We start from the raw sequence: 13,263 nt of genomic DNA, 5'->3' as shown, positions 1-13,263 counted from the left end.
ATTATCGAGCTTGGAATCCTCCAAGCTGTTGCTTATGCGTTTGTTGGAAATATACTAAATAATTGTAAAGCATGTAGTTTACTTCGTAACCGTAATCAATATTCGGTTGGTAATCGATAGCCATTTCATATAAATTGGCGTTGTATTGTGAAGGGGAGTATACTCTTCGGTTCCATTCAGTAACCCACACTCTGTTACGAGCTTCTAAGTAGGATTGCGAATAAAATCCTCTGGGACGGGCTTGTCTATTAAACCACATCGAAAATCCTGAGTCAATTATAAAAACTTCATATTCTATTTCGTCATTGGCAATACGAATGGTATCGCTTTCCAATTTAGGTTGAGTATTAGATACCTTAGTATTAGAAGTTGAGGTACACGAAAGAATAAAAGCGAATGAGACTGTTAATATGAAAAAATAATTTTTCATGGTTTTAATTTATGAGATAAAGATAAAAAAAAGCGCTGAAACTTTCAGCGCTTTTAACATATCGTAATGTGATGTTATTTTCCAAAAATACCACCCAAAAGGCCACCAAGTCCACCTTTTTTATCGGTAACAACCGAAATAGCATCGCTAACATCTACTTTTCCATCACCATTTTGGTCCAAAACAGAAGATAGTATATCACCTCCTGCATTATTCCTGCTAGTCATGTCAGTCAGTAATCCGCCTAGTAAACCACCCAAATCAGAAGTGCTTGACACGTTTTTGTTTTGCGTTTGCTTTCCAATATATCCCATGATTATAGGAGCAAGCATGGGTAAAACTTTTGCGATAATAGAAGTACTTACTCCAGTTTTAGAACTAATACCGTTTTCCACAGCCGATAGGTTGTCACCCAATAAATGATTTAAAATTTTGTTACCATCGGAAAAATCACCACCATTTAAAAAACCACCTAAATTTTCTAAAATACTTCCATTGTGCTTTCCATTGGTTAAAGCACCTAATAATCCAGAAGCATTATCGCCAGAAAGCATATTGCCTTGCATGGCACCTAACAATTCAGGTACACTTGATGATACAACATTAGTTGCTTCAGTTGTGCTAATTCCCGTTTGATTACTAATGTTACCTATAATTTGTTTGCCTAAGTCGCTTTGAATAAGATCTAAAATACCTGCCATTTTTTAATTTTAAGAATTGTTAATTTTTAAATATACAAATATTAATTAGTTTTCAACAGACTGATGATTTGATCGGCAAGTTCTGTACCAATTCTGTCTTGCGCTTCAATAGTAGCAGCGCCAATATGCGGTGTTAGTGAAATTTTTGGATGCATTAATATTTTCATTTCCGGTGTAGGTTCATTTTCAAAAACATCCAGTGCAGCAAATAGTACTTTTTCTTCGTCCAATGCCTCAACTAAAGCTACTTCATCAATAACTCCACCACGAGCAGCATTCACAATTCCGACATCTTGTTTCATCAATTGTAATTCATGGCGACCGATTACATATTCGCTTTGTGCTGGTGTATGTAAGGTTATGAAATCCGCATGTTTTAAAAGGTCTTCCATAGGCTCTGTCATTATGGCTACGTTTATAAATTGGCCGTTGTAGAAATCGACTCTTATAGCTGCTTCACCTACATATTTATCAGACGCAATAACTTTCATCCCTAATCCTAATGCAATTTTAGCAACAGCTTGACCGATACGTCCAAAACCAATAATACCTAAAGTTTTACCTCTTAGTTCAATTCCATTTGCGTACGCCTTTTTCAATCCGTTAAAATTGCTATCTCCTTCTAGTGGCATAGTTCTATTGGCATCGTGTAAAAAGCGAGCACCCGAAAACAAATGAGCAAAAACCAATTCGGCTACTGACTCTGAAGAAGCAGCTGGAGTATTGATAACGTGTAAACCTTTTTCACGTGCGTAATTAACATCGATATTGTCCATGCCAACACCACCGCGACCAACAATTTTTAGGCTAGGGCAGTTGTCGATGACGTCCTTTCGAACTTTTGTTGCACTTCGCACCAAGAGTATATCAATTTTGTGCGTGTTGATAAAATTGATCACTTGCTCTTGTGCTACTTTCGTGGTAATTACTTCAAAACCTGCTTTTTCTAACTTTTTGATACCGCTATCCGATAATCCGTCGTTTGCTAATATTTTCATTTTAATACGATAGAAAGGCTAATGCTTTTCTCTGATTTTAATTAATTATTCTTTTTTCAAATTCTTGCATGGTAGCTACTAATACTTCCACACTCTCAATTGGCATAGCGTTATAAATAGAAGCTCTATAACCGCCAACAGAACGATGTCCGTTTAACCCGCTAATATTTGCCGATTGCCAAAGTTGGTCAAAAGTTTCCTTATGCTCAGGATTAGCCAAGGTAAAAGTAACATTCATAAGAGAGCGATCGGCCTTGTTGGCAACCCCTTCAAAATAAGGATTGCGATCTATTTCGGTATAAAGTAAATTCGCTTTGGTTTCGTTTAGTTTTTCAATTCCTGCAATGCCTCCTTTACTTTTTAACCATTGTAAGGTTAATAAAGATGTATATATAGCAAATACAGGCGGTGTATTGTACATGCTTTCTTTTGCAATATGTTGTTGGTAGTTCAAGATATTAGGAATGGTTCGATTGTTCTTACCTAAAATAGCTTCTTTTACAATGATAAGTGTGGTTCCTGCTGGCCCCATGTTTTTTTGCGCCCCTGCATAGATTAAGTCAAATTTTGAATAATCCATTGAACGGGAAAAAATATCCGAACTCATATCACAAACTACAGGTGCTTTCGTGCTAGGGAAAGTTTTCATTTGTGTGCCGTAAATGGTGTTGTTCGAAGTACAGTGGAAATAGTCGGCATCAGTTGGGATAGTATAATCAGTTGGGATGTAGTTGTAATTTTTTGGTTTTGAGGAAGCAACAATCACTGTTTCTCCAAAATCTTGGGCCACTTTCATGGCGCCATTAGCCCATACCCCGGTATCTAAAAAGGCAGCTTTTCCGCCAACTTGCATTAGATTTTGAGGGACTCTTAAGAATTCTAAACTAGCACCTCCTTGTAAAAATAACACTTGATAACCTTTGTTTTCAAGGTTAAGTAATTCTAGTACCAATGCTCTAGCTTCTTCCATAATAGCAACAAACTCTTTACTACGATGTGAAATTTCAAGTATGGATAAACCTGTATTGTTTAAATTGAGAACGGCAGCCGCCGCTTTTTCAAATACTTCAGTTGGAAGAATAGAAGGTCCAGCACTAAAATTGTGTTTTTTCATCAAGTAATAGATTAGTTGTTATCGTTAGTAAAACACAAATTTCGGGAATATGGTTGTACTAACGACAATTTTTTCAATAATAATCATTGTTGAGTTATCAACAAAATTACGATATTTTAGATTTTTTTATAACAATTTTAAAGACTTGTCAAAAACGAAAGGGTATCTACTTCATCGGCATAATCCCAAAGTTTTGGTAACTGTGTTTGACCAAAACGAACAGAGTTTTCAATAATAGGGTCTGATACAATACATTGAATTTGATTGCGTTCCGAGGTAATCTTATTTTGTAAATTTTCAAGCGTATCGTAATATTCGTAAAATACCGATGAAATAGGAGATGAGTAACTTGAATCTTCTTTTAAGGTTAAAAAGCCATTATCAAGAATTTTAAAATCACTCATTAAAAATACCGCTTTGTTGTAGTCATAATTGTTAGCGTATTTTTCATATTTAACAATATCTTGGTATTCAAACATAGCTTGGAAAAAGGCTTTAAAATCATAACCTTTAGGAACAAATAGTTTAGAGACATTGCGACATCCCAGTCCAAAATATCTGAAAATATCCTCTCCCAAAAGAATTAAATCTTCAGCCGATTCGTTACCCGTTAATACCGCTATAGAGTTTCTGTTTTTACGAATGATACTCGGTTTGTCTTTGAAATAATATTCAAAATAACGTGCTGTATTGTTGCTTCCAGTCGCAATTACGGCATCAAAATTTTCTAATTTTCCTTCTACAAAGGTAATTTTTGAAGCCAATCGTTCATCAAGTTGGATAAGATATTCCGCTATAAATTTGATCAATTGTTGATCATTAGATGAAGTTTTAACTAGAGCGTTATGTCCTGCCAGGAGTACGCATATAAAATCGTGAAAACCAACAAGTGGGATATTTCCAGCCAATATTAATCCTATGTTTTTGGGTGTTTCTTGGTTAAAAGTGTAACGACTTAACCATGTATTTAAATTATCTTCCTGAAAAGCTGTAGCCCAAGATTGTATGGCGAAGTATACGTTTTCAGGTGTAAACCAACCGTTGTGCGATTGTGATAATGTTATTAATTCCGTAAATTTATCATAAAACAAGTCATTATTCTTTACTGTTTCAATTTGGGTAGTAGTGTTGAGTTGGAATTGACTTAAGAAACGGCCCAATTCAATAAAACTATTTTTTATTTCATTTTGTAACATTCTTGACTTGTTTTTAAAAGGTTTACATTGTAATTTTGTGCAAAATTAAAAATAAAAACGCTATGGCAATCAAAATAACGGATGAATGTATCAATTGTGGCGCTTGTGAGCCAGAATGTCCAAATACAGCAATTTATGAAGGTGCTGATGATTGGCGTTGGAAAGATGGTACAAAATTGACGGGTAAAGTAATTTTGCCAGATGGTACAGAAGTAGATACTGATGCCGCTCAAACACCTCTTTCAGATGATTTATATTACATTGTTCCAGGAAAATGTACAGAGTGTAAAGGTTTTCATGAAGAACCTCAGTGCGCTGCGGTTTGCCCTGTTGATTGTTGTGTGCCCGATGACGAACATATAGAGGCTGAAGAAATCTTATTAAACCGACAATCGTTTTTACATAACGAATAACATATAAAAGCATTCAATTTTGAATGCTTTTTTTTATATTTAGCCTTAAAATACAGCTTATGAAGAGAAAAATACTTTTATTCTTATTGTTTTTAGGGCCATTTGTTTTTTCACAGTCTCGTGAAATAAAAATCATAGTCATCGATATCGATACACAAACCCCAGTAGATGAGGTTACAATTACGGCGCTTAAAACCAGACAAGGTTTTTTAACCAATGCAGAAGGTATTGCAAATTTTGTTTTGGATAAACCTTCCGATTTGGAATTTTCCCATTCTTCTTACAAAGAGATTATCGTCAAATCGGCTACTTTAAATCAAAAACTAAATATCGTTTATTTAGAGAGTAAAACACAACAATTGGAGGAGGTGGTTTTAACCAAAGAACATCCCCAAGAAATTTTAAAAGAGTTGGTAGAAAATTCTATCCGAAAGATTACGGTTCCTGCTAATTTAAAAGTGTATTTGCGTGAATTTTATAAAAAGAACGATGAATATGTTTTTTTTAATGATGGCTTGTTGAATTTTCAAATTTTAGGCGATTATAAAAATCTAAAAACAGACATTTTAGTAGAACAGAATCGAACAATCGGTTTACTGGAAGGGGATATTGATCCGGATGTTTTAGGATATAATTTGAATAACATTATTGAAAACTATTACCAATTCAGATACCTTGGAGAAGTTTTGGATCAAAAAGCATTGAAACTCTATGATTTTCAAGTGAAGTCGTACCCTTTGAACCAGGATTTGTTAATTATCAAAGTGGTGCCTTATTTGGAATCAAAAGGGGTTTTGTCAGATTTTCAAGTGTTGTACAATACCAAAAAGAAAATCATTTTAGAAGTTAGTGCTGTGATTTCCCAAGTGCGTCTAAAGTTGATTGAAGAATTATCGCACAATAGGAATAAGGTGTTTAAACTTTCGTTTAAGAACACATTTAACGATGATAAAGGCTTTTATTATTTAGCCAATTCTAAAGAAATAATTGGCTTTTCTAAAAAAATAAAAAACGAGTACAATAAAATTGAAGTGTTGAACAATATGGTGGTAACCAATTTTGATAAAAAGCCTTTCAAGTACAATGATAATAATATTTTTAAGGATAAAACTTTAATCAATAAGAAGTCTACTGTGTTTACCAATTATTGGGATTTTGAATCGGGTTTAGTGCCTACAACAGAGGAAAAAACAATCTTAGATTTGTTGGATGTTAAAAATTAGTGGGCTTTTAAAAATGTGCGCTTAATTGAAGCTAATAATTAATTATATTTGCACACTCAAAAAAAGACATTAACCGTTAGCAGTAAAGTGCTAACCGTAAACTAATAAGAATGAAAGCAGGAATTGTAGGATTGCCAAATGTTGGAAAATCAACACTTTTTAATTGTTTGTCAAACGCAAAAGCACAAAGTGCTAACTTTCCGTTTTGTACAATTGAACCGAATATTGGAGTGGTAAATGTACCAGATCCAAGAATTGCGCGATTAGAAGAGTTGGTAAAGCCAGAGCGTGTTCAAATGGCAACTGTTGATATCGTAGATATTGCAGGTTTGGTAAAAGGAGCAAGTAAAGGAGAAGGTTTAGGAAACCAATTCTTAGGAAATATCAGAGAATGTAATGCTATTATTCACGTTTTACGTTGTTTTGATAACGATAATATCGTTCACGTTGATGGTAATGTAAATCCAATTCGTGATAAAGAAACGATTGATATTGAGTTGCAGTTGAAAGATTTGGAAACAGTTGAAAAACGTTTAGAAAAAACAAATCGTGCTGCTAAAACAGGAAATAAAGAAGCGCAAGCAGAAAAAGCGTTATTGGATAGAATCCGTGAAACTTTATTGCAAGGAAAATCAGCGCGTACAGTGGTAGCGCAAAATCAAGATGAGGAAGCCTTAATGGAAGAATTCCAATTGATTACTTTAAAGCCTGTTTTATACGTGTGTAACGTCGATGAAGCTTCTGCAGTTTCTGGAAACCAATACGTAGAACAAGTTCGCGAATTGGTAAAAGATGAAAATGCTGAAGTAATTGTACTTTCGGTTGGTGCTGAAGCAGATATTACAGAATTAGAGAGTTACGAAGAGCGTCAAATGTTCTTACAAGATTTAGGTTTAACAGAACCAGGTTCTGCAGTTTTAATTCGTGCAGCTTACAAATTGTTAAACTTACAAACGTATTTTACGGCGGGAGTGAAAGAAGTACGTGCTTGGACGATTAAAATTGGTGACACTGCTCCAAAAGCAGCGGGTGTTATCCATACCGACTTCGAAAAGGGATTCATCCGTGCTGAGGTAATCGCTTATGAAGATTTTTCAAATTTTGGTTCGGAAGCAAAAGTAAAAGAAGCAGGAAAATTACGAGTTGAAGGTAAAGAATACATTGTAAAAGATGGAGATGTAATGCACTTTCGTTTTAACGTGTAATGTATTAAAACACATAAGAAAAGGCGATTTCTGTTCAGATTTCGCCTTTTTTGTTTATTTTTAGTTTCAAATAGACTTAAAATATGAAAATTGTAGCCTTTGCTGGAAGTAATAGTAAAAATTCAATCAATAAAAAATTAGCAACCTATGTTGCGCATTTGTTTGAAAATACCTCGGTAGAAATTCTTGATTTAAACGATTATGTCTTACCTGTTTTTGGAGTAGATATTGAAAAGGAAATAGAACAACCCGAATCAGCGACACAGTTTTTAAATAAAATCGCTACAGCGGATTTATTGGTAGTCTCTTTAGCGGAGAACAATGGAAACTATTCAGTAGCTTTTAAAAATATTTTTGATTGGGCTTCACGTCAAGAAAAGAAGGTTTTTCAAGAAAAGCCAATGTTGCTGATGGCAACTTCACCGGGAGGTAGAGGAGGAGCTACCGTACTTGAAATTGCTAAAAATGCATTTCCTCGTTATGGTGCTCAAATTCAAGCTACTTTCTCCTTGCCTTCATTCAATGAAAACTTCGATTTACAATCCAATTCGATATCAAATCCCGAACTGGACAAGCAAATTAAAAACCTTGTGAAAACCTTTTGGGAACAAGAAAACTAAGTTTTTAAAAATCAGTTTTTTAAATAAATTATCTTAATAACTTTATTAAGCAGCTATTTCATTTTTTGTCGATTTCCTTTATATTAGCACAAAATCCGATACACAACATATGTTAGAGCAAAATCAATATACCGAAGACAATATACGTTCACTCGATTGGAAAGAGCATATCCGTATGCGCCCTGGAATGTACATTGGAAAACTAGGTGATGGTTCGTCTCCAGATGATGGTATTTATATCCTTTTAAAAGAGGTTATGGATAACTGTATCGATGAATTTGTAATGGGAGCAGGAAAAACCATCGAAGTAACCATTAAAGATAAGCTAGTTACGGTTCGCGATTACGGACGTGGTATCCCATTAGGAAAAGTAGTTGACGTAGTATCCAAAATGAATACGGGAGGAAAGTACGATTCCAAAGCCTTTAAGAAATCGGTAGGTTTAAATGGGGTCGGTACCAAAGCGGTGAATGCCTTATCCAATTACTTTCGTGTAGAATCGGTTCGCGATAACCAACAAAAAGCAGCAGAGTTTTCAGCAGGTAATTTAACTATTGAAGAAGAAATAGTAGATACAACTAAGCGTAAAGGAACAAAAGTGTCTTTTATTGCGGATGATACTATATTTAAAAATTACAAGTATCGTAATGAGTACATCATTAAGATGCTTAAAAACTATTGTTACTTAAATCGTGGTTTGACGATTTATTACAATGGTGAAAAATACGTGTCAGAATTTGGATTAAAAGATTTATTAGAAGAGAATATTGCGGAAGAAGATATGGTGTACCCAATCATTCACCTAGAAGGGGATGATATCGAGGTAGCGATTACCCATAGTAAATCACAATATTCGGAAGAATATCATTCGTTTGTTAACGGTCAAAATACCACACAAGGAGGGACACATTTAGGGGCTTTTCGTGAAGCAGTAGTCAAAACAGTAAAAGAGTTTTACAATAAAAATTTTGAGGCTTCTGATATCCGAAAATCAATAGTTTCGGCTATTTCAGTAAAAGTTGAAGAACCCGTATTTGAATCGCAAACCAAAACAAAATTAGGGTCAACGGATATTGGACCAAATGGACCTACGGTACGTACGTTTGTCAACGATTTTGTAAAAACCAATTTGGATAACTTTCTCCATAAAAATCCAGAAGTTGCGGATGCTTTGTTGCGAAAAATTTTACAAGCAGAGCGGGAGCGTAAAGAGTTGTCAGGAATTCGAAAATTAGCAAAAGACCGTGCCAAAAAAGCCAGTCTACACAATAAAAAATTACGCGATTGTCGTGTACACTTAACGGATGCAAAAAATCCAAGAAGTTTAGAAAGTACCCTTTTTATTACCGAGGGAGATTCGGCTTCGGGTTCAATTACCAAGTCTCGTGATGTCAATACCCAAGCAGTATTTAGTTTGCGTGGGAAGCCGTTGAATTCGTATGGCATGACCAAGAAGATTGTATACGAAAACGAAGAATTCAATTTATTACAAGCAGCCTTAAATATTGAAGAAGATATGGGCGATTTGCGTTACAATAACATTGTAATTGCAACCGATGCCGATGTCGATGGGATGCACATCCGTTTGCTATTAATAACGTTCTTTTTACAGTTTTTTCCAGAATTAATCAAAGATGGACACTTGTACATTTTACAAACACCATTATTCCGTGTGCGTAACAAAAAAGAAACCATCTATTGTTATTCGGAAGAGGAACGTATTAATGCAATTGAAAAATTAAAACCAAAACCGGAGATCACCCGATTCAAGGGATTAGGAGAAATTTCACCCGATGAGTTCAAACATTTTATTGGGGAAGACATACGTTTAGACCCAGTAATGCTAGACAAAGCAACTTCAATTGAAACCTTATTGGAGTTTTACATGGGGAAAAATACACCCGATAGACAAGAGTTTATTATCAATAATTTGAAGGTTGAATTAGATGTTGTAGAAAAATAGTTATACGCCATTATGAACGAAGACGAAGAAAACATCATCCCAAACGAAGACGATACAAATCAAGAACTAAATAATTCAAGTAAACAAGACGGTTTTGATGACATTAGAACATCAGGGCATAATTTTTACGAGAATAACGAAAATCCAGAGGATACCATTACCAAAGTAACAGGTATGTACAAGGATTGGTTTTTGGATTATGCATCATATGTAATTTTAGAACGTGCGGTTCCGGCTATTGAAGATGGATTCAAACCCGTACAACGTCGTATCATGCATTCTATGAAAGAATTGGACGATGGACGTTACAACAAAGTAGCAAATATTGTTGGGCACACCATGCAGTATCATCCACATGGAGATGCCAGTATAGGTGACGCTATGGTCCAAATTGGACAGAAAGACTTGCTGATTGACATGCAAGGAAACTGGGGTAATATCCTTACGGGGGATAGCGCTGCAGCTTCTCGTTATATTGAAGCACGTATTTCAAAACTCGGACACGATATTTTGTATTCACCAAAAGTTACAGAATGGGGTGTATCCTATGATGGTCGTCGAGCGGAACCCATTAATTTACCGGTAAAATTCCCGTTGTTGTTGGCACAGGGAGCAGAAGGTATTGCAGTAGGTTTATCAACGAAAGTTTTACCACACAATTTCAACGAATTAATAGATTGCTCGATAAAAGTTTTAAAAGGAAAATCATTTACCTTATATCCTGATTTTCCTACTGCAGGTATTGCAGATGTATCCAATTATAACGATGGTATGCGTGGCGGACGCGTGCGCGTGCGTGCCAAAATCAGTCAATTGGATAAATCGACTTTAGTCATTACGCAAATCCCTTTTTCAACCAATACATCCACATTGATAGATAGTATTTTGAAAGCCAATGAAAAAGGAAAAATTAAAATTAAGAAAATTGAAGACAACACTGCGGCAGAAGTTGAAATTTTAATTCACCTTCCAGCAGGTGTTTCTCCCGATAAAACCATTGATGCATTGTATGCGTTTACCGCTTGTGAAACATCAGTAGCTCCTCTAGGTTGTGTGATTGAAAACCACAAACCTCTGTTTATTGGCGTTTCCGATATGTTGAAAATTTCAACACATAGAACGGTTGATTTATTAAAACGGGAATTGGAAATCCAATTGGACGAATTGGAAAACAAATGGCATTTTTCAACGTTAGAAAAAATCTTCATTCGAGAAGAGATGTACATCGACTTTAAGTTGTATTCTGATAAAGAGTCACTTTTTGATTACATGTACAAGCGTTTCGAACCATTTGTAAAGAGTTTTGTGCGTGATATTAACGATGACGATTTACAGAAATTAACGCAAATTCCAATGATTCGTATAACACGATTTGACTCGGATAAGGCGGATGAAGCTATAGCGAAGTTGGAAGGTGAAATGGAGCAAGTAAAATACGATTTAGAGCATATCATTGATTATACCATTGCATTTTTTACCAAATTAAAAGAAAAATACGGTAAAGGTCGTGAGCGTCAAACGGAATTGAGAAGTTTTGACACCATTGAGGCAACGAAGGTGGTGTTGCGTAATACAAAACTGTACGTAAATCGAGAAGAAGGCTTTATAGGAACAGCATTGAAGAAAGACGAATATGTTGCCGATTGTTCGGATATTGACGATGTAATTGTATTCCTTCGCGATGGGAAAATGGTTATTACCAAAGTAGACGATAAAAAGTTCATTGGTAAGGATATTATACACATTGCTGTTTTCGATAAACAGGATAAACGAACGATTTATAATGTAATGTATCGCGATGGTAAGAACGGGCCTACTTTTGTGAAGCGTTTCAATGTTTCGGGGGTAACACGGGATAAAGAATACCATTTAACGCAAGAAAAGCCTGGAAGTCAGATATTGTATTTCTCAGCCAATCCAAATGGAGAAGCGGAAGTAGTAACCATATTACTGCGTCAGGTGGGTAGCGTTAAAAAATTAAAATGGGATCTTGATTTTGCCGATGTCTTAATTAAAGGACGTGGTTCCAAAGGAAATACCGTTTCAAAATATCCAATCAAAAAAATCGAACTGAAAGAGAAAGGAATTTCAACTTTGCGTCCACGTAAAATTTGGTTCGACGATACCGTGCAACGTTTGAATGTCGATGGAAGAGGGGAGTTATTAGGAGAGTTTAAACCAAATGACAGGTTGTTAATTATCAACCAATCGGGGAAATTGAAAACCATCATTCCAGAGTTGACAACCCATTTTGATGAAGATATGATTGTACTGGAAAAATGGAAACCAACTAAACCGATTTCGGCTATTTATTACGATGGAGAGAAAGAGCGTTACTATGTAAAGCGCTTCTTGATTGAAAATGAAAATAAAGAAGAAACGTTTATTTCAGAGCATGAAAAATCACAATTGGAAATTGTATCGACCGATTGGCGACCAGTGGCCGAAGTAATATTTGCTAAAGTCAAAGGTGTTCAAAAGGAAACCATTCAAGTGAATTTAGAAGAGTTTATTGCGGTAAAAGGGATCAAAGCACTAGGAAATCAATTAACAACCGATAAAATACGCCAAATTAATCTTTTAGAACCTTTACCTTTTGAAGAACCGGTTGAACCAGAGCCGGAGAAAATGGAAGTAAAGAATGAAGAGAATTTATCGGATGATATCAAAACCGATTTGGATGACGACGGACAAATTACCCTAAGTTTAGAATAAAAATTAAAAATCCTGCTTTTTGCAGGATTTTTTGTAATTTCAAAGTGTGAAGGATTTACTATGAATAAGTTATACATAAAAAATATGGTTTGCAACCGCTGTGTAATGGTGGTACAAAACGAAATTGAAAAATTAAATTTTCCAATAAAAGAAATTAGTCTAGGAGAAGTAATCTTACAGGAATCCATTTCGGAAGAGGAAAAAAAAATAATCGCAGAACAATTAGAGCGTTTCGGATTTCAATTGTTAAGTGATGAAAATAGTAAGATAATTGAAAAGATTAAGGCAACTCTAATTGATTTGATTCAAAATAAAAACAACGATATAGCCATTAACGTATCGGATTATTTGCAAGATAAACTACATCATGATTACAGTAAATTAAGTAACCTGTTTTCTGAAATTGAAGGATTGAGTATTGAAAAATACTTTATCAATTTAAAGGTGGAGAAAATTAAGGAGCTTATCATTTACGATGAATTATCGCTTTCGGAAATTGCCGATTTGTTGCATTATAGCAGTAGCGCACATTTGAGTAATCAATTTAAAAAAGTGACGGGTTTCACACCTTCTTATTTTAAGAAGATGAAAGGCAACAAACGTACACAATTGGACAAACTGTAAATGTTGTAAATCCTATCCATAATTGTGTAATTTTTTTGGTGTAGTAATTTCGAAATTTGTA

At 34.9% G+C, this 13,263-nt stretch carries 12 protein-coding genes; 7 read left to right on the top strand and 5 right to left on the bottom strand.

Translation table 11 applies throughout. The annotated features are described in order from the left end of the window. Window position 1 precedes the first annotated feature (1 nt). The 5 genes from ACFS5J_RS05700 to ACFS5J_RS05680 all read right to left on the bottom strand — a co-directional run bounded on the left by ACFS5J_RS05700 (window position 2) and on the right by ACFS5J_RS05680 (window position 4,439). Window positions 2-430: a DUF6146 family protein gene (locus ACFS5J_RS05700; RefSeq protein WP_379811095.1), complete on the bottom strand. Its 429-nt coding sequence runs from the start codon at window positions 428-430 to the stop codon at window positions 2-4. 74 nt (window positions 431-504) lie between these two features. After that, window positions 505-1,131 (bottom strand): DUF937 domain-containing protein, encoded by a 627-nt coding sequence (locus ACFS5J_RS05695; RefSeq protein WP_379811094.1) that lies wholly within the window; start codon window positions 1,129-1,131, stop codon window positions 505-507. Window positions 1,132-1,172: 41 nt separating this feature from the next. After that, window positions 1,173-2,129, bottom strand: coding sequence for a D-2-hydroxyacid dehydrogenase (locus ACFS5J_RS05690; protein WP_379811093.1), 957 nt, complete (start codon window positions 2,127-2,129; stop codon window positions 1,173-1,175). A 37-nt stretch (window positions 2,130-2,166) separates the two neighbouring features. After that, window positions 2,167-3,243, bottom strand: a complete 1,077-nt coding sequence (gene serC / locus ACFS5J_RS05685; protein WP_379811092.1) for a 3-phosphoserine/phosphohydroxythreonine transaminase — start codon at window positions 3,241-3,243, stop codon at window positions 2,167-2,169. 137 nt (window positions 3,244-3,380) lie between these two features. Next, entirely contained in the window at window positions 3,381-4,439 is a 1,059-nt protein-coding gene (locus ACFS5J_RS05680) for an acyl-CoA reductase (RefSeq protein WP_379811091.1), read from the bottom strand. 62 nt (window positions 4,440-4,501) lie between these two features. Between ACFS5J_RS05680 and ACFS5J_RS05675 the strand changes: the two genes are divergently transcribed. The 7 genes from ACFS5J_RS05675 (at window position 4,502) to ACFS5J_RS05645 (ending at window position 13,202) form a co-directional block, all read left to right on the top strand. Then, window positions 4,502-4,852: a 4Fe-4S binding protein gene (locus ACFS5J_RS05675; protein ID WP_379811090.1), complete on the top strand. Its 351-nt coding sequence runs from the start codon at window positions 4,502-4,504 to the stop codon at window positions 4,850-4,852. Window positions 4,853-4,911: 59 nt separating this feature from the next. Continuing rightward, entirely contained in the window at window positions 4,912-6,075 is a 1,164-nt protein-coding gene (locus ACFS5J_RS05670) for a hypothetical protein (RefSeq protein ID WP_379811089.1), read from the top strand. A gap of 110 nt (window positions 6,076-6,185) precedes the next feature. After that, complete coding sequence (gene ychF, locus ACFS5J_RS05665; RefSeq protein ID WP_379811088.1) at window positions 6,186-7,280, top strand: redox-regulated ATPase YchF; 1,095 nt, start codon at window positions 6,186-6,188, stop codon at window positions 7,278-7,280. Window positions 7,281-7,363: 83 nt separating this feature from the next. Continuing rightward, window positions 7,364-7,900: an NADPH-dependent FMN reductase gene (locus ACFS5J_RS05660; RefSeq protein ID WP_379811087.1), complete on the top strand. Its 537-nt coding sequence runs from the start codon at window positions 7,364-7,366 to the stop codon at window positions 7,898-7,900. A gap of 109 nt (window positions 7,901-8,009) precedes the next feature. After that, window positions 8,010-9,863, top strand: coding sequence for a DNA topoisomerase IV subunit B (locus tag ACFS5J_RS05655; protein WP_379811086.1), 1,854 nt, complete (start codon window positions 8,010-8,012; stop codon window positions 9,861-9,863). A gap of 12 nt (window positions 9,864-9,875) precedes the next feature. Beyond that, complete coding sequence (locus tag ACFS5J_RS05650; RefSeq protein WP_379811085.1) at window positions 9,876-12,578, top strand: DNA gyrase/topoisomerase IV subunit A; 2,703 nt, start codon at window positions 9,876-9,878, stop codon at window positions 12,576-12,578. Window positions 12,579-12,638: 60 nt separating this feature from the next. Further along, a complete protein-coding gene (locus ACFS5J_RS05645) occupies window positions 12,639-13,202 on the top strand; it encodes a helix-turn-helix domain-containing protein (RefSeq protein WP_379811084.1) in 564 nt (187 codons plus the stop codon). The last annotated feature ends 61 nt before the right edge of the window (window positions 13,203-13,263 follow it).

Source organism: Flavobacterium chuncheonense, assembly GCF_042686145.1.
GTDB classification, from domain to species: Bacteria; Bacteroidota; Bacteroidia; order Flavobacteriales; family Flavobacteriaceae; genus Flavobacterium; species Flavobacterium chuncheonense.
This window is presented reverse-complemented; position numbering and strand designations above follow the sequence as displayed.

What these genes read in the sequence shown, in the direction of transcription:
- ACFS5J_RS05695 (WP_379811094.1), bottom strand. Translation starts at nt 1,131, where the DNA reads ATGGCAGGTATTTTAGATCTTATTCAAAGCGACTTAGGCAAACAAATT.
- ACFS5J_RS05690 (WP_379811093.1), bottom strand. Translation starts at nt 2,129, where the DNA reads ATGAAAATATTAGCAAACGACGGATTATCGGATAGCGGTATCAAAAAG.
- ACFS5J_RS05645 (WP_379811084.1), top strand. Translation starts at nt 12,639, where the DNA reads ATGAATAAGTTATACATAAAAAATATGGTTTGCAACCGCTGTGTAATG.
- ACFS5J_RS05670 (WP_379811089.1), top strand. Translation starts at nt 4,912, where the DNA reads ATGAAGAGAAAAATACTTTTATTCTTATTGTTTTTAGGGCCATTTGTT.
- ACFS5J_RS05700 (WP_379811095.1), bottom strand. Translation starts at nt 430, where the DNA reads ATGAAAAATTATTTTTTCATATTAACAGTCTCATTCGCTTTTATTCTT.
- ACFS5J_RS05655 (WP_379811086.1), top strand. Translation starts at nt 8,010, where the DNA reads ATGTTAGAGCAAAATCAATATACCGAAGACAATATACGTTCACTCGAT.
- ACFS5J_RS05660 (WP_379811087.1), top strand. Translation starts at nt 7,364, where the DNA reads ATGAAAATTGTAGCCTTTGCTGGAAGTAATAGTAAAAATTCAATCAAT.
- serC (WP_379811092.1), bottom strand. Translation starts at nt 3,243, where the DNA reads ATGAAAAAACACAATTTTAGTGCTGGACCTTCTATTCTTCCAACTGAA.
- ACFS5J_RS05675 (WP_379811090.1), top strand. Translation starts at nt 4,502, where the DNA reads ATGGCAATCAAAATAACGGATGAATGTATCAATTGTGGCGCTTGTGAG.
- ACFS5J_RS05650 (WP_379811085.1), top strand. Translation starts at nt 9,876, where the DNA reads ATGAACGAAGACGAAGAAAACATCATCCCAAACGAAGACGATACAAAT.
- ychF (WP_379811088.1), top strand. Translation starts at nt 6,186, where the DNA reads ATGAAAGCAGGAATTGTAGGATTGCCAAATGTTGGAAAATCAACACTT.
- ACFS5J_RS05680 (WP_379811091.1), bottom strand. Translation starts at nt 4,439, where the DNA reads ATGTTACAAAATGAAATAAAAAATAGTTTTATTGAATTGGGCCGTTTC.